23 protein-coding genes and 1 pseudogene are annotated in these 15,699 nt (G+C 33.7%); 22 read left to right on the top strand and 2 right to left on the bottom strand.

What is annotated here, in order from left to right; all coding sequences use genetic code 11:
• Nucleotides 1–22 precede the first annotated feature (22 nt).
• The 22 genes and pseudogenes from ACSVC9_RS12925 (at nt 23) to ACSVC9_RS12820 (ending at nt 14,568) form a co-directional block, all read left to right on the top strand.
• The gene (locus tag ACSVC9_RS12925) at nt 23–466 is read left to right on the top strand and encodes a DUF262 domain-containing protein (protein ID WP_446897869.1); all 444 of its coding nucleotides are present in this window, start codon (nt 23–25) and stop codon (nt 464–466) included.
• A 71-nt stretch (nt 467–537) separates the two neighbouring features.
• Nucleotides 538–753 (top strand): recombinase family protein, encoded by a 216-nt coding sequence (locus ACSVC9_RS12920; RefSeq protein WP_446897868.1) that lies wholly within the window; start codon nt 538–540, stop codon nt 751–753.
• 22 nt (nt 754–775) lie between these two features.
• Nucleotides 776–1,423 carry a hypothetical protein gene (locus ACSVC9_RS12915; protein ID WP_446897867.1) on the top strand — a complete coding sequence of 216 codons (648 nt, stop codon included), beginning with the start codon at nt 776–778 and terminating at the stop codon, nt 1,421–1,423.
• Between the two features lie 187 nt (nt 1,424–1,610).
• Nucleotides 1,611–1,805 (top strand): transposase family protein, encoded by a 195-nt coding sequence (locus tag ACSVC9_RS12910; RefSeq protein WP_446897866.1) that lies wholly within the window; start codon nt 1,611–1,613, stop codon nt 1,803–1,805.
• Between the two features lie 35 nt (nt 1,806–1,840).
• Nucleotides 1,841–2,206 (top strand): hypothetical protein, encoded by a 366-nt coding sequence (locus ACSVC9_RS12905; protein ID WP_446897865.1) that lies wholly within the window; start codon nt 1,841–1,843, stop codon nt 2,204–2,206.
• Between the two features lie 89 nt (nt 2,207–2,295).
• Complete coding sequence (locus tag ACSVC9_RS12900; RefSeq protein ID WP_446897864.1) at nt 2,296–2,604, top strand: UPF0175 family protein; 309 nt, start codon at nt 2,296–2,298, stop codon at nt 2,602–2,604.
• On the top strand, nt 2,576–3,115 hold the full coding sequence (locus ACSVC9_RS12895) for a DUF3368 domain-containing protein (protein WP_446897863.1): 540 nt from the start codon (nt 2,576–2,578) through the stop codon (nt 3,113–3,115). Before ACSVC9_RS12900 ends, ACSVC9_RS12895 begins: the two co-directional genes overlap by 29 nt.
• Nucleotides 3,084–3,284: pseudogene (locus ACSVC9_RS12890) on the top strand (hypothetical protein); the annotation flags it as partial. The gene ACSVC9_RS12895 and the pseudogene ACSVC9_RS12890, both read left to right, overlap by 32 nt.
• A 229-nt stretch (nt 3,285–3,513) precedes the next feature.
• On the top strand, nt 3,514–4,998 hold the full coding sequence (locus tag ACSVC9_RS12885; RefSeq protein WP_446897862.1) for an Lsa family ABC-F type ribosomal protection protein: 1,485 nt from the start codon (nt 3,514–3,516) through the stop codon (nt 4,996–4,998).
• Between the two features lie 151 nt (nt 4,999–5,149).
• Entirely contained in the window at nt 5,150–6,184 is a 1,035-nt protein-coding gene (locus tag ACSVC9_RS12880; RefSeq protein ID WP_446897861.1) for a Cfr family 23S rRNA (adenine(2503)-C(8))-methyltransferase, read from the top strand.
• Between the two features lie 143 nt (nt 6,185–6,327).
• Nucleotides 6,328–6,708, top strand: a complete 381-nt coding sequence (tnpA, locus tag ACSVC9_RS12875) for an IS66 family insertion sequence element accessory protein TnpA (RefSeq protein ID WP_446897860.1) — start codon at nt 6,328–6,330, stop codon at nt 6,706–6,708.
• Complete coding sequence (gene tnpB, locus ACSVC9_RS12870) at nt 6,698–7,054, top strand: IS66 family insertion sequence element accessory protein TnpB (protein ID WP_229980557.1); 357 nt, start codon at nt 6,698–6,700, stop codon at nt 7,052–7,054. The genes tnpA and tnpB overlap by 11 nt, the downstream gene beginning before the upstream one ends.
• Before the next feature lie 88 nt (nt 7,055–7,142).
• Nucleotides 7,143–8,684 carry an IS66 family transposase gene (gene tnpC / locus ACSVC9_RS12865; protein ID WP_446897859.1) on the top strand — a complete coding sequence of 514 codons (1,542 nt, stop codon included), beginning with the start codon at nt 7,143–7,145 and terminating at the stop codon, nt 8,682–8,684.
• Nucleotides 8,685–9,107: 423 nt separating this feature from the next.
• Nucleotides 9,108–9,488, top strand: coding sequence for a hypothetical protein (locus ACSVC9_RS12860; RefSeq protein ID WP_446897858.1), 381 nt, complete (start codon nt 9,108–9,110; stop codon nt 9,486–9,488).
• Nucleotides 9,489–9,933: 445 nt separating this feature from the next.
• Nucleotides 9,934–10,278 carry a hypothetical protein gene (locus ACSVC9_RS12855; RefSeq protein WP_446897857.1) on the top strand — a complete coding sequence of 115 codons (345 nt, stop codon included), beginning with the start codon at nt 9,934–9,936 and terminating at the stop codon, nt 10,276–10,278.
• A complete protein-coding gene (locus ACSVC9_RS12850; RefSeq protein ID WP_446897856.1) occupies nt 10,253–10,654 on the top strand; it encodes a hypothetical protein in 402 nt (133 codons plus the stop codon). Before ACSVC9_RS12855 ends, ACSVC9_RS12850 begins: the two co-directional genes overlap by 26 nt.
• A 202-nt stretch (nt 10,655–10,856) precedes the next feature.
• Entirely contained in the window at nt 10,857–11,030 is a 174-nt protein-coding gene (locus ACSVC9_RS12845) for a hypothetical protein (RefSeq protein ID WP_170065736.1), read from the top strand.
• 399 nt (nt 11,031–11,429) lie between these two features.
• Nucleotides 11,430–12,533 carry an IS1096 element passenger TnpR family protein gene (locus ACSVC9_RS12840; RefSeq protein ID WP_446897855.1) on the top strand — a complete coding sequence of 368 codons (1,104 nt, stop codon included), beginning with the start codon at nt 11,430–11,432 and terminating at the stop codon, nt 12,531–12,533.
• Nucleotides 12,534–12,587: 54 nt separating this feature from the next.
• Nucleotides 12,588–12,851 (top strand): DUF6429 family protein, encoded by a 264-nt coding sequence (locus ACSVC9_RS12835; RefSeq protein WP_446897854.1) that lies wholly within the window; start codon nt 12,588–12,590, stop codon nt 12,849–12,851.
• A 106-nt stretch (nt 12,852–12,957) separates the two neighbouring features.
• The gene (locus ACSVC9_RS12830) at nt 12,958–13,629 is read left to right on the top strand and encodes a plasmid pRiA4b ORF-3 family protein (protein WP_446897853.1); all 672 of its coding nucleotides are present in this window, start codon (nt 12,958–12,960) and stop codon (nt 13,627–13,629) included.
• Between the two features lie 72 nt (nt 13,630–13,701).
• Nucleotides 13,702–14,016: a hypothetical protein gene (locus ACSVC9_RS12825; RefSeq protein WP_446897852.1), complete on the top strand. Its 315-nt coding sequence runs from the start codon at nt 13,702–13,704 to the stop codon at nt 14,014–14,016.
• An 81-nt stretch (nt 14,017–14,097) separates the two neighbouring features.
• A complete protein-coding gene (locus ACSVC9_RS12820) occupies nt 14,098–14,568 on the top strand; it encodes a GNAT family N-acetyltransferase (protein WP_446897851.1) in 471 nt (156 codons plus the stop codon).
• Between the two features lie 65 nt (nt 14,569–14,633).
• On the opposite strand, the gene ACSVC9_RS12815 is transcribed toward ACSVC9_RS12820, so the two are convergent.
• Nucleotides 14,634–15,071, bottom strand: a complete 438-nt coding sequence (locus tag ACSVC9_RS12815) for a MarR family winged helix-turn-helix transcriptional regulator (protein WP_446897850.1) — start codon at nt 15,069–15,071, stop codon at nt 14,634–14,636.
• A gap of 63 nt (nt 15,072–15,134) precedes the next feature.
• A complete protein-coding gene (locus tag ACSVC9_RS12810) occupies nt 15,135–15,539 on the bottom strand; it encodes a flavodoxin family protein (RefSeq protein ID WP_446897849.1) in 405 nt (134 codons plus the stop codon).
• Nucleotides 15,540–15,699 lie beyond the last annotated feature (160 nt).

Here is a 15,699-nt window from a genome sequence, read left to right as displayed (position 1 = left end):
CCCAAGAAGACGAGCTGAGGCGATGGCTGATTGGGAGCAGTCTACTGCTGAGACGGCAGCACTCTCACATATTAGAAATAGTTTAAGAGATTTAGAAGGGAAAAGGAGTAAGATAATGGCACAGTTTCATGTTTATAATACTCAGATTCAAAACATAATAAGTTGGATCAATTCAGATGAAATAGCTATCCCTGAAATTCAAAGACCATTTTTATGGGATTCTACAAAGGTTCGTGATTTGATGGATTCGCTTTATAAGGGATATCCTGTTGGCTATTTAATCGTCTGGAAAAATCCAGATGTTCGATTGAAAGATGGGACAATTTCGAATGGCAAGAAGATACTTATTGATGGGCAGCAGAGAGTAGCTGCTATAGAAGCAGCTATTTCAGGAGAATCTGTAGCCGATAAGAATTACAAAATAAAAAGAATTAGAATCGCATTTAATCTTATCATTTATAGATAGAAATAAAAAGGAACTAGAAATCAAAACACCTACGGGAAAAGAAAAATGGGGCAAAAGAATAATTGATGTGATTGTTAAGTAATGAGAAATATATAGGCGTAGTTAGATTGTTAAAACCAGGAGATCAGGAAATTCATTATGTATCTGAAAACAATCATCATGCTAGTATTTCTGAAGAAAAATTTAAGGCAGTACAGATTAAAAAATCACGCCGTAGTAATATTATAAAAAGTGAAGATGGAGTCCGGAGGAAGAGTAGAAAGTATAGCTCGAAACATACTGATTAGAGAAACAAATGGAGGCAATTTAATGTCAGAAACAGTTATTTTAGCGGTTATTGGTATAGTAGGAACTTTGGCAGGAACAGTATTAACACAAAGTGTAAATATTTATATAGAGAGAACTAAAAGGAAAGAAAATGCGAGTCGAGATAGATATGAAACAAAAAGAGAAAAATTAAATGGTGTTTATAAAGAATTAATCTCTGTAGTTAACCTTTATCCAAATTCATCCCCGAATGATATTCTTAAATATGTTAATTACGCTCCAAATTATTCAATGGAACATTTTGAGACTGTTTTAAAGTCTTTAGATTATCAAATTGATGATTATAAAAACCAATTAAATATAAATAATATAGATTTTGAGCGAAAATTTAATATTGAGACGCAAATATCAAATAGGGAATATTCGAAAAAAAAGATCTCAGAGATTCGTCATGAGTATTATATTGCTAGAGAAAAATATAAATCATTTTGTGAATCTGATAAAATTGTATTTGATTTCTATGCGGGACAAGATGTGCGAAATCGTCTTGTAGAATTCGAGGTGGTTATTCATAATGTATTTATATCTGGCTACAGAGCAGGAGAAGACGCTGATCCAATAAACAATATTATTCTGTTATCACGACGTAATCTAATTAATAATATAAGAAGTGATGTTGGAATATATTGAAATATGTTTATTTTGTAATGCACTTTTATTTAAAGAGGATAGCCTAAACGAAATTAAATGCGTCCTGACCAGTGCAAACGCATGAGTAAATAAACTGTAAACATGACTGAAATTATAGTTTTAAGGTTTCATTTAAGTTAGTCATTATAGTATGATAGTTCATATAAATTATATGGAGTATGGTGCTATGATAGAAAATAAAATGATAGATTATTTTGAAATAATAACAGATCGAAGACAGAAAGCAAAAATTAAGCATAAGCTGATGGATATATTATTTATATCTGTAGTTGCTACTCTGGCAGACTGTGATAGCCGGGTTGCCATAGAAGATTTTGCAAATGACAGGAAGCAGTTTTTTTCAAAAAATATCTCACTTTAACCCATGGGTGGCTTTTTACAGCAGGCGAGAGCGATTTGATATTCAGCTTCCAGTCTCATAAGAAATATATTGCCCAGGTGGTAAATGCCGTTGACTTTAAGCAGGTGTATAAATACTTTAGTGAGTTTCCTGTAATAGTTAACTTCAGACCATTTAAATATGCAGTGGAGAATGACATGATGAATATAATAAATTCAGGCACGGCTGTAATGAACTCGGGAACTGTGGAAAGCGAACCCATAATGAATTCAGTTATACAGGACTGCTATGATGATGGGGGAAATAATCTGAATGAAAAGATGGCAGGGGAGTTTCCAAGACTGAAACCCTGGGAAAATATAATAGAATGGAGTGGAGATATTGTTAAAGCTGAACTTCTGCCAAACTGGCGGTGGCTGTGATGATATAAATAAAAAATACAGAAGATAATTTAATTTATCTATATTATAGGGTATAATTATAATAAATGATGATTAAGGGTGTGAAATAAATGAGTGCTGAAAAAGTAAAGGTCGATTTAAATATATCTAACGACTTAATACCTCTTATAGAAGATTTAGGTCTTTCAAAATCTTTAGATGGCAATATAAAAATATCTATAGCGATTGCATTATTTACCAGCAGATCAGTATCTTTAGCAAGGGCAGCGGAAATAGCAGAAATAGAACTTGCTGATTTTATGACTTTGCTTAAAAATAAAAATATATCCTGGAATGAATATACGAAAGATGAATTCCGCCTCGACAAAATTGCAGTAAAAGACTTTAAAGATGAATTGGGAGAAAGCAAGAATGATTAAAGTTGTATGTAATTCAAGTCCTATTATAGGATTAAGTATCATTAAAAAATTAGATCTGCTGTGGGAAATTTTTGGTGAGGTTTATATTACAGATGAGGTTTATAGAGAAATAACAATAGGTGAAAAGATTAAAAATATAGGAGCAGAAGAATTAATTGAAGCTGTGAAGAATGGCTGTATAAAAATATATAGTGTAAAAAACAAACTTTTGGTAGAACAATTATATGGAAGACTTCATAGGGGCGAACTTGAAGTAATGGTTGCAGCAAAAGAATTAAAAATAAAAAGAGTAATAATAGATGATAGATCAGCCAGGCATTTTGCAGAAACAGTATTACTAAGATCAATTGGACTTATGGGTATCTTATTGTTGGCAAAAGAGTGTGAAAAGATTAATAGTGTAAAGGAATATTTAGATGTATTAATAGAGAATGGTTTTAGAATGTCAATAAAGTTGTATAATGAGGTTTTAAAATCAGCAGGAGAAATTGAAAATGACCGAACTCGGTAGAAGCTTAATAGATGAAGGAATTGAAAAAGGAAAAGATGAAGGGAAAAAAGAAAAAACTATAGAGATAGTCAAAAGAGCAATTAAAAAAGGTATGGACAACGAAACAATAAAAGAACTGATAAATTTAGATATTGATGAAATTGAACTGATAAGGAAAGTATTAAAATAGGGGATTTTACATTAAATTAGCTTATTATGGTTATAGTAAGCTGATTTTTTATATAGATAATTAGAATAGGGAGGATAAATTAATATTATGAAAAACACTTTGCTGACGCATGATAATCTCCATATAAAGCCGGATACTGAAGGTGACATTTATATGGAGTAATAACACAGTCGCCTATTGTTCCGACTTTGCTGTTTGTATTATTAAAATTACAGAGGAGGACAAAAATATGTCTTTAATAAATGTTACAAACCTAACCTTTGCCTATGAGGGCAGTTATGATAATATTTTTGAAAATGTAAGTTTTCAAATTGATACAGATTGGAAATTGGGGTTTACCGGAAGAAATGGAAGGGGAAAAACCACTTTTTTAAATCTCCTACTTGGGAAATACGAATATAATGGAAATATTTCAGCTGATGTGACTTTTGAATATTTTCCTTATAAAGTGCAGGAACAGGGGAATTTCACCATAGACATCATAAGGGAAATCAGTCCAAATTCAATGGATTGGGAAATAATTAAAGAATTATCATTGTTAGATATGGATTATGATGCTTTATATAGACAATTTTATACACTATCTAAAGGAGAGCAGACCAAGGCATTATTAGCTGCTATGTTTTTAAAGGAGAACTCCTTCTTGCTTATTGATGAGCCTACAAATCATTTGGATGTTGAAGCTAGAAAAAAACTAAGCAATTATTTAAAAAAGAAGAAAGGATTTATTCTGATTTCACATGACAGGTATTTTTTAGATAATTGCGTTGACCATATTTTGGCCATTAATAGAACTAATATTGAGATACAAAAGGGAAATTTTTCTTCATGGTGGAGAAATAAAGAATTACAAGATGGCTTTGAACTAGCAGAAAACGAAAAATTGAAAAAGAATATTAGCCGGCTTTCCAGTTCAGCAAAACGTACATCTGCATGGTCAGATAGTGTTGAAAGCAGTAAATATAGAGCTACTAATTCCGGGAGCAAATTGGATAAAGGGTATGTTGGACACAAAGCTGCAAAAATGATGAAGCGTACTAAAAATATAGAAGCTAGGCAACAGAATATGATTGAGGAAAAATCAAGGCTTCTTAAAAATATTGAATCCAATGAAAGCTTAAAAATAACACCGCTTGCGTTTCATGGTAAAAAGCTTGTGGAACTTGCGGATGTTTCAATTCAATACGATAATAGAATTATCTGTGAAGCAGTAAGCTTCACCATAGAACAGGGTGAAAGAATTGCTGTTCAAGGGAAAAACGGCAGTGGGAAATCAAGTATATTGAAATTAATTTATGGAGAAAAAATCCCGCATAATGGGATTGTGAGGAAAAGTAGTCAGTTGATTATTTCTTATGTTTCACAGGATACATCAGATTTATATGGTAACTTGTCTGAATACGCAGATAAATATTGTATTGAAGAAAGCTTATTTAAATCAATTCTTAGAAAGCTTGATTTTTCAAGAGAGCAGTTTGAAAAGAATATCCAGGATTTTAGCGGAGGACAGAAAAAAAAGGTATTGATTGCAAGAAGTTTGTGTGAACAGGCACATTTGTATATTTGGGATGAACCATTGAATTTTATCGATGTAATTTCTTGTATGCAGATTGAGAAATTGTTAATTGAATATCAGCCTACAATTTTGTTTGTCGAGCATGATATTGCATTTTGTGAAAATGTTGCAACAAAAACTATAAAATTGAAGGGATAGAATGGAATTAATATGTTTAATATGAATATACAAGTAACACATAATAGGCTCCATGCAAAGTCAGATGTTTTAGGCGACATTTGCATGGAGTAGTATAAGTCGCCAATGCTGGCTTTGCTTCCTAACTATTAATAGCGAGGAGGAAGCCTACATGAAGCAGACAAAAACAAAATATGAAAAAATAAAACAAATAGTATCAGATTTAAATTTACCAAATTATAGATATATACAGCTTGCAAAAGCTATTTTTCGTCAAAGGATAGATAATTTTGATGATATGGCTATGTTGCCAAAAGTATTAAGGATAGCTTTAACAAATGAGTTTGGGAATAATGTATCTAGCTTAATACCTGTTTTTTCACAACATTCTAAGCAAGCTGAAAAATTGTTATTTGAATTGACAGACGGAAAGAGAATAGAGGCTGTTCGATTACAGTATAAACAGGGGTGGGAATCGTTTTGTATTTCTTCTCAATGTGGTTGCGGTTTTGGATGCCGTTTTTGTGCAACTGGAAGTACTGGATTTAAACGAAATCTCACTGCTGATGAGATAACTGATCAATTACTTTATTTTTATTTCTATAGACATAGTTTGAATAGTGTTTCATTTATGGGAATGGGTGAGGCTTTTGCAAATCCAGAGTTATTTGGTGCACTAAAAATTTTGACTGATCAAAATTTATTTGGTTTAAGTCAACGAAGAATTACGATTTCAACAATTGGTGTTATACCAGGAATTCAAAAATTGACCAAAGAATTTCCACAAGTAAATCTCATTTTCTCACTTCATTCACCATTTGAAAGTCAACGAAGCGATTTAATGCCTATAAATGAAAGATTTCCATTGCATGAGGTAATGAAGACATTAGATGAACATATTATTCATACGGGACGAAGAGTATTTCTTGCGTATATTATGCTTGAAGGGATTAATGATTCTAAAGAACATGCAAAGGCAGTTATAGGTTTGTTGAAAAATCGTGGTTCATGGGAGTATTTATATCATATTGATTTGATACCTTATAATTCTACGAATAAAACAACTTTTAAATTTCAACCATCGAGTGCTATCAACCAGTTTTGCAGTACATTAAAGGAAGCAGGCGTTAGTGCAACTGTTAGGACACAATTTGGTTCTGAAATTGGCGCTGCCTGCGGACAATTGTATTGTGAAAATGAATTGTGATGTTGGTTCGAAAATATTATTCTAAGGTAAGCGTCAAGTAAGAAAGTGGATGGAAAATGTTCAAAGAATGTGAGATAATCTTCTAAAATAAGTTTTAAAGTTTTTCAAGTTAGCTTTAAAAACTTTAAAAAGGAAGGTTTTATATGGATGTACAAGAAGCAACTCAAAAATATAGAATGAATGAGTGGATTAAAATTATACGTGAATGCCGCAGCAGTGGCCAGACTGTGAAATCATGGTGTACGGAAAATGGCATCAGGACCAACAGGTATTATTATTGGTTGAGAAAAATACGTGCTGCTGCCTGTGAAGCTCTCCCTTCCAAAAATCCAAAGGAACAGATAGTTCCCATAAATACTTCCAAATTATCAGGTGTCATTTCCACAGATGCAGCCTATGTTTCTCCAGAAACATATCAGGCTGATATTATTATCCGTTTTGGTCGTGCAGTTCTTGAAATTCACAACGGTGCCTCGGCCAGTTTAATTGAAAATGTTATGAAGGTGCTGCAAAATGCTGGGTGATATTTCAAAGGCAGAGAAAATATATATTGCAACCGGACATACAGATATGAGGAAATCAATTGACGGGCTGGCTGCCATCGTACAGAAGAATTTTGAACTGAATCCATTTCAGAACAGTCTGTTTCTCTTCTGCGGACGGAAGAGAGACAGATTGAAAGCACTATATTGGGAAGGTGATGGATTTGTGCTTCTATACAAGAGGTTGGAAAATGGATGTTTTAAGTGGCCTAAAGATGCAGAAGCAGTAAAATGTATAACACCCCGGGAATTCAGGTGGCTTATGGAAGGCCTGTCCCTGAATCAGCCAAAGGCTGTAAAGAAAGTAGATATACAAACTGCCCTCTAGTGTCAGAGAAATCTGAAATCATGCGGTTTTATAGAAATTTATGGTATAATAACAGATATAAAAAACGAGTGAAGGAACTGTCTCAATTATGTATACCAAAAATGAAGTTATAGAACTTAAAAATCGCATAGCACAGCTGGAGAAGGAGAATAAAACTCTCCATGAGACAGTTGAATTTCTGACACATAAATTATTTGGCAGGAGCAGTGAGAAGACTTCTGTAATTGCAGGACAGATAAATCTTTTCAATGAGGCAGAAGTTTATAGAAACCCTTCGGCACCGGAACCGAATTTACAGGAGGTATCAAACTACAGGCGTAAAAAATTTGATGGTCAAAGAGCAGAACTGCTTAAAGATATTCCACATCATACAGTAATCTGTGGCCTTGAAGAGGATGAACGTTTCTGTGAAAAATGCGGGACACCTTTGAAAAGCATAGGGAAAGAATTTATCCGTACAGAAATAGAATTCATTCCGGCAAAGGTACGTGTTATAGACTACTACCGTGAAACTTATGAATGCAGGAAATGCCGCAAAGAAGGACTTTCTTACATAGAAAAATCCCCGATGCCATATCCGGTAATTCAGCATTCCATGGCTTCGCCATCTACAATTGCCCATATCATGTATGAGAAGTATGTCAATGCATTTCCATTATACCGTCAGGAAAGGGAATGGAAGTCACTGGGGGTAAAGCTCAGCCGTGCGACTATGAGCAACTGGATTATAGCTGCGTCCAGAAATTGGCTGATGCCACTTACAAATCTGATGCACAAGAAACTCACGGCCGAGAAATATTTACATGCAGATGAGACGCCTGTACAGGTACTTAAAGAACCCGGCAGGAAAAATACATCAGAATCCTATATGTGGCTGTACAGTACATATGCAGGCAGTAAGACACCAATAAGGTTGTTTGATTACAAACCTTCAAGAAGTGGGAACTGCCCGCAGAAATTTCTAAAAGGCTTTAGAGGATATCTCCATACGGACTGTTATAAAGGTTATAACAAAGTTCCGGGAATAACAAGATGTCTGTGCTGGACACATCTCAGGAGATATTTTGTTGAAGCACTTCCAAAGGACATAAAAAGCCCTGAAGCTACACTTCCGGCAGCAGGAATTGATTTCTGCAACAAACTCTTTGCAGAGGAAAGATCAATGAAAGATCTTATGCCGGATGAACGAAAGAAAAAGCGTCTTGAAACGGAAAAACCGATTCTTGAGGCCTTTTGGGGGTGGCTTGATTCCGTAAAAAACAGCTGCCTTCCCAAATCAAAGCTTGGAAAAGCTTTAGCTTATGCTGTAAATAATAAAGAAGGATTTATGAATTATCTTCTAGATGGCAACTGTGCTATTTCAAACAATCTGTCTGAAAACAGTATAAGGCCTTTCACTTTAGGGAGAAAAAACTGGCTCTTTAGTGGAAGCCCCAGAGGAGCTGAAGCCAGTGCAGCAGTCTACAGTATAATTGAAACAGCCAAAGCCAATGGATTGGAACCTTATAATTATCTTGAATTTCTATTTAAAAATCTACCTGGTGTACAATTCGAATCACACCCTGAATTTTTGGAAGAATACCTGCCCTGGGATCCATGGGTTCAGTCTTCCTGTAAAAAGAACAAATAGCAAAAATAAGACCACTCTAAATGAATGGTCTTTGTTTTTGTAAACACACACCGGATAATTTACCGCTTACATTCTAAGAATAAGCCCTCTCAATTAAAAAAGAGGGCTAATTTTTAAGTGTTGACTTTCTATCAAAATACGTGTGGATATGATAATTTCATTAAAAAGCACAGCAGGAAGACTTTAGTAACTGTGCTCTTATTAGTGTAGGTTTATTATATACTCTAAAAATTGCTATATCTTTCAAGTTAATTTTAGAAGCTTTTAAGAGGTCGTAATTGAATAATGAAATTCAAGAGTCGGTTAAGGCGAACAATCATCTTAATTGGCTTTTTTGTTTTTTACATATAGGTAATTTTATTGTTGCTGACAGTCTATGTCAGTATGAATATATATAATAGAAAGTGTAATATATAAATATAAATGTTGAGGACAGGGGTGTGTGGTGTGAATTATGAGGATATGGACAAAAAAACGGAAGTGAACAAAATGAGAAAAGTTATTATTGGGATTATCACATTATTGGTTATTGTTGCAGGTGGTTGTGGTTATTACTTTGGTGTATATTTACCACGTGAAAAAGCTGTTACTCAGTTTGATAATGCAAAGAAAAAAGTTGAAACAGAAAATAAGAAACTGCAAATATTAATTGATGGTTCTGAGAAGTTGATAAATTCTAAGAAAGAAGCCTATGATACATCGGCATTAGATAAGCTAAAATCAGCTGATGACAGTGCCAAGAAAGCATTAGTATCTGTTCCAAAAGTTCCTAAAAAGACTGATGCAATCGAAAAGGCTGGATAGTATTCCCATAAGTATTCATGTCCTTTCCTAAAAATTGGCATAAGAAAAGCACCTATCTTTCGATAGATGCTTTTGAGAATTAATATTCTATTCTTTATATCGTCCATACATTTGTTAATTTCAGTATCAAATTGTTTTTTGGTAAGTGAACCAAAGACAGTCGGAGTATTTGCAGGCAGTTTTATTTCAAATGGAATATCGCGTTGTAGTACAACTTGTCTTAAAAACATTCCTAAAATCAGCTTGTTGTAGTTATATAAGCTGATTTTTTATTACCTAGAATTAAAATGATTTGAGTTGATAAAATGATGCGCTTTTATGCGCGGGCAGGAATAATGTAATATAGAGAATCAATAATTATATGATTTATATTCAAAAATTTTAAATATTTAACTCTATTAAATTTCATGATATACTGAAATTAGTTATAGCAGATTCAAAACTATTGGCTAGTTTTAAGGCAATAGTAGTTTTGGGAGCGGTAATGATTATGTGTGTAAAAATCAGCAAATATTTAAAAGGGTATCGAAACAAGTACTCAGTGGATTATTGCTCTGACAATGGGAACAAAATACATCTGTTTGATTTTGATGAGAAAGAAATATTCCATGCTGAGGAGACTGGGGATTCATCGTTTTATAGGTATGACATAATGAGTCTTTTAGAAGAATTTAAGGTATTTGATAAGGTACAAGATAAGTTGAATGTACAGAAAAAGTCTTTTGAGCGAATGGTAATAGAGTCAGTTGAGGATTTTTATGAGTATGAGTTCAAAGAAAAACCAGTATAGGTTGCATTTGCGTAAGGAAAAAGAAAATGAGATTATAAAGGATATGATATATTATGAAGAAGAATATGATGAAAATTTCAATGATGAAGAGCATTTCAAAAAATGGTATGTAAATATAATCAACTATAACTACAATACAAATTTCAATACATATAATGAGGCTAAAAGATTTTACAAATCTCAAGGATGGAAAGAAATTAACAAGCAGAGGAATTCTAATCCTTATCATCTGACAGCGGAGGAAAGTGAACTTTTTAAGGAACTGCTTAAAGCAGGATTTACTAAACTTGCAAAAAAATATCATCCAGATGTAAAAGGTGACAGTGAGAAAATGAAAATGTTGAATTCTTTAAAAGAGAAACTTAAAAACGATTAAGTTTATTTACTATTTAATTAAAGTCTGTATCTAAAAATAAAAAAGTTAAGCATGTGCCAAAATGGTTGAAGAAATTATTGCTCTTTAATAAAGAAAAGTGAGATTCCTGAAAATTTAAATTCAGTTAAGTACAACTATTTATGGGAGCACTATATTAGGGTACAATATAGTATAAAGATATATTTATCGAAGGGGAATCGTTATGGAAAAAATAAATCAGCAAAGTAGTTTGTATAAGCAGTTTCTTAGGTATTCATATGAGGATTTAAAAGAATTGTTTAAAAAATCAAAGACAAAAGAAGAACAAGATTTTTATGCTGCTTTATCGGATTTAGTGCTTCAAAGAGAGCAAAAAAAGGTGATAGGTAAAGAGTAATGGCTATTTATACTATATTCGCAGGAGTAAATGATGCCGGAAAAACATCCATATATAGATCTATTTATTATGAGAGAGATATATAGAAAGAAGATACTATGAATCATTGAATAATTTAAAAAAGATACTAGGTATATGTAATGAAATAAATATATATTATAATACAAATGAATTTAAATACGTAGCCTATATATGCAACGGAACAGTTAAATGGAAAAGAAATACAATTCCCAATTGGAGTAGAAAGATTCTGCAATAAAGGGGTATATTTACGCAAGAGCTAATATTTCTGCATAATTATATCTATAGCTTGTCTACTGGTACGTGGAGTGTGTTGTATTGATAACAAGGGTAGAATATTTGATAAAAGCAGTGAATGGATACATTATGTAATGCAGAATGGCATATGGTGGTTCAAAGTTAAAAATAAGGATAGTTGGGAAGGAGGACAAAATGAAAAACAAAATAAGAGGTGATAAAGAAGAAATCACATCGGTTCATCTTCATTTGGAATTGAAAGATGAATACCTGACGGAATACCAGAAAATAATGCTTAAAAGATATGGAGAATCTTCTACGGGAAAGTCCATATGCAGAGATATTCTTATACCATCTGATATGCCACTTCATAATCTACACTATACAATACAAAAACTTTATGGCTGGAGAAATTCACATTTACGCAGTTTTCATCTACCAGAAGAAATATATCAAAAACTGACCAGTGGCACTGTTAAAGGCTGGTCGGATTTAGTGGGAATTTTATTTCAGCCTCCTTCCGAATCAGAGGGAGATATTTTCTGGGATGATGATTATAAAAAAGGCAGTATAAGTGCATGGATTAAGAAGAAATATATTGGACCGTATTTTTATGGCGGAAAACTGGAGCATCCGGAAATTGCTAAAAGAGATGTGCAGCGGCTCATGGATGATTTTAAGATGATTGATGTTAGGGAGTCATTTAAAGATTACATAGAACGGACTAAAAAGGCTGAGGGCAAGGAGATTAAAATTTTGCGTAAAGCTCCTTTGATTGAGTTGACTCTTGAAGAAATGAATTCTTCTATTATCATTGAGGGCGGAACAGAAAACTTGTTGGAGAGATTGGAAGTTAGCAAGATTTTAGCAGGTAAACATGAACTGCTTGGTGAAAAAAGGTTGTTTCCGGTAGCAAAGGAACTCATTTATAAATATGATTTTGGGGATAATTGGACTATTATCATAACTAAGAAAGACAATTACAGAGACCTGCTTAAAAGCGGGCTTGTTTCGCATGAAGAGATTGTCTGTGCAAATGATATTGTGCTGAATGAGCATAGGCCGGTTTGTATTTATAAAGATGGAGTTTTTTTGCTTGATGATGTAGGTGGACTAAGTGGATTTGCTAATTTTTTAGGGACTGTTTATGAAAGTGAAGACAAGGTAGAAAGTAATGAGCTTCGTGCTTGGGCAAAGAGACTTGGCTGGAGTGAAAAAAAGATTGCCAATAAAAGGATATTATAGCATGATGATGGGCATAAAAATTGTAATTTCACCACGGAGAGGAGAGGTTTTATTATGGATAAGACTAACCCGGAGAAGGCAGTTAAAGAATTGACCATGCTGTTGATGTATCTAACAAGATTTAAGGAACGTGATTATTTTGAATCAGATTTGGATATGGCTTGGAAGGGATATGATTTTGATATTATTAATGAACTGGATAAGGAAGATTATATCCGGCAGGGGAGCCATCGTTCTAAGTCTGTAGCAATTACAGATGAAGGCATGAAATTATCACGGGAATTATTGGCTAAATATAATATATCAGATTGGAAGTAGATATGATCCACCGACTAATCATGAGGCTGTAAACCCACTATTTTTATGGACAGTAAATTGGACTAAAGTTTGGAATAATCGTAGAGCAGAGGATATGCTTGTTCTGGTGAATGATGCTATTCGCTTTACTGTTGCGATTTATCAAGTTAAGCGAAATTCACTGAAAAATGTAGCGGAAATGATTAATGCAATTTCTGAGGTTACTGGAATACAAGCCTATAAATACCATGCCTTTGAGCTGCTTGTCACACTTGATTTAGATATATACAAGGCAGTAAGAAAAATTGTTGTACCTGCTTATATACAATTCAGACAATTACATAAGGTGCTCCAGTCAGTGTTTGACTGGAGAAACTATCATTTATATGATTTTACTGTTTTTGATAAGGACAAGTGCAGACCGGTTGGCAGAATCGCCCCTTTTGGGGAGGACCTGGAATATGATGAAGAAGCAATTTTGATGGAAAATCACACCCTGTCGGAATTTTTGACTGAGCAGAAATACATAATATATACCTATGATATGGGAGATAACTGGAAGCACGAAATTCAGCTTATAAATGTAATAGATGAATACGATAAGGAGTCGCCATATTTGTTGGAGGCAAGCGGCCAAACACCACCGGAGGATGTGGGAGGGGTATCAGGGTTTATTGACTTTCGTGAAATTATGATGAATCCCAACTCACCAGAATATAAAGGAATGAAGGAATGGGTGGGATATTGGACCGTAGAGTTGAGTGATTGGGAAAAGCGCCCTAGGGTTATAAGTATATGAATTTGAGTTGGAATCAATATTATCAGTCTAACTTTATTGTAAAAGTTTAAGCTGTGAATGGAGGAGATTATTGTGGATACTCTGGATTACGATTATTTCTTCAAGCAATTGAAAATCGGAATATCAATAGATGAAATTTGCTTCAGTTTTACGGACGATTTGCATGAAGGTGAGCATTATCTTGGCTTTCTTCCCCAATTTGATAAGCCATATTGGGTTGGTGAGTGCGACATTTCAGGTGGTTGTGAATATGATACTGCTGAAGAATTGGTTGAGGAAAGAATATTTGACGGAAAATCACTCAAGGAAAGATGGCGCAGCGTTCATATCGTTAGTATAATGGGCATTGGCTTGGAAGATTGGCTTAAGTGTTGTAGGCACGTTTAGAAAAAATATTTGTGATTAGCTTATACAATTTAAGTACCTTAAAATCACATTTAGTAATGCAAAAATTCACTGGGGGCTATTATGATAATCAGAGATTACAAACCGGATGATTGTGTTTTACTGGCACAGTTATTTTATGATACTATTCACACGATTAATGCAATGGATTATACAAAAGAACAGCTTGACGTATGGGCGACAGGTGACGTGAATTTGGAAGAATGGAACCGCTCCTTCTTAGAGCATACCACTTTGGTAGCTGTGCAGGCCGGTGCGATTGTAGGTTTTGCCGATATGGATCGGAATGGCTGCTTGGACAGACTTTTTGTTCATAAAGATTATCAAAGCATGGGAATTGCAACGGGGCTGGTGAAGGAATTGGAGCGGTGCGTGGAAAAGAATAATGTGGTTTGCTTTGAGACATATGCATCCATTACAGCCAGATCCTTTTTTGAGCAACTCGGATATGTGATGCAGACTGAAAATACGGTTGTCAGAGAGGGCGTGTCCCTAACAAACTTCAGGATGACAAAGGTGGTCTCTGATTATTAATGTATTTTATCTTTGGAAATACAGCTGCTTTTGTACAACCTATTCAGGTTTTATTTGGGATTTGATTATTCTGCCATATTGTTCAGCATTTTATAAAGAAGTTTATAAAGTTCTCGTACTTCTTCTACCTTGAGTTTCACACACTTTCCAATTTGTGAAGGAATTTCAACTACTCGATTTTTAAGCTTATCTCCTTGCTCAGTTAATGCAACCAGCAGGTTTCTTTCATCATCTTTTGAACGGGTACGTGTAATGTATCCTTTAGATTCCAGTTTTTTTAAAACTGGTGTCAGGGTACCGGAATCGAGATAAAGATATTCTCCAAGTTCCTTGACATTCAACTTTTTTCTTTCCCACATTACTATCATAGTGATATATTGTGTATATGTCAGGTTTATTTTATCAAGAAATGGTTTATACTTTTTAACTATTTCCCTTGCACATGCGTAAATTGGAAAACATAATTGATTTTCTAATTTTAAAATGTCATATCTATCTTTCACAATATATGTACTCCATCCTTTTATAGTATTATTGTATTATATACAATTAAATTTGTCGTTTTTCTACAAAAACGATTTTGCAAATTGACTTACTTTCTTTAAATCAGCAGCATCTGGTTTCCCATTATGAAGAGGGCCGAATGAACCTTTACAATGGTATTCTCTGTCACTTATATTTATTCCTTTTTTATCTGCAAGTTTTTTTATTTGTGAATAAGTGGACTTAATGATTGCTGCGGTACTGAAATTTACAATCTTACCAACACGGACATCTATATCCTCAATAAATTTTTTAACCTGAGCATCCACGCCTGCAGCATATACAGAGCTTCCAAGAAATAGTATATCTATATCATCCGCTAGTTTTTCGTTTACTGTCTTTGCTTCTACACCTACCGCTTCTGCTATGGCATCTGCCAGCTTCTTCGTATTTCCTGTCTTTGTGTAATATCTTACTGCTATTTTCATCATATTTTCCCCCTTCATTGCAAACAATTAAATTGTATACAATTTAATTGCACTTGTCAATAACCTTTTCAAAATTGTTTGTGTCAAGAATAAATTTAACTAAAAGTGTAATTTTTTAAAATTACACTTTTATAGTTGTAATAAAAATTCTTTTATGATA

The organism is Clostridium sp. LBM24168 (genome assembly GCF_052953915.1).
Note: the sequence above shows the minus strand (reverse complement) of the source record. Positions and strands in the feature narration are given on the sequence as shown.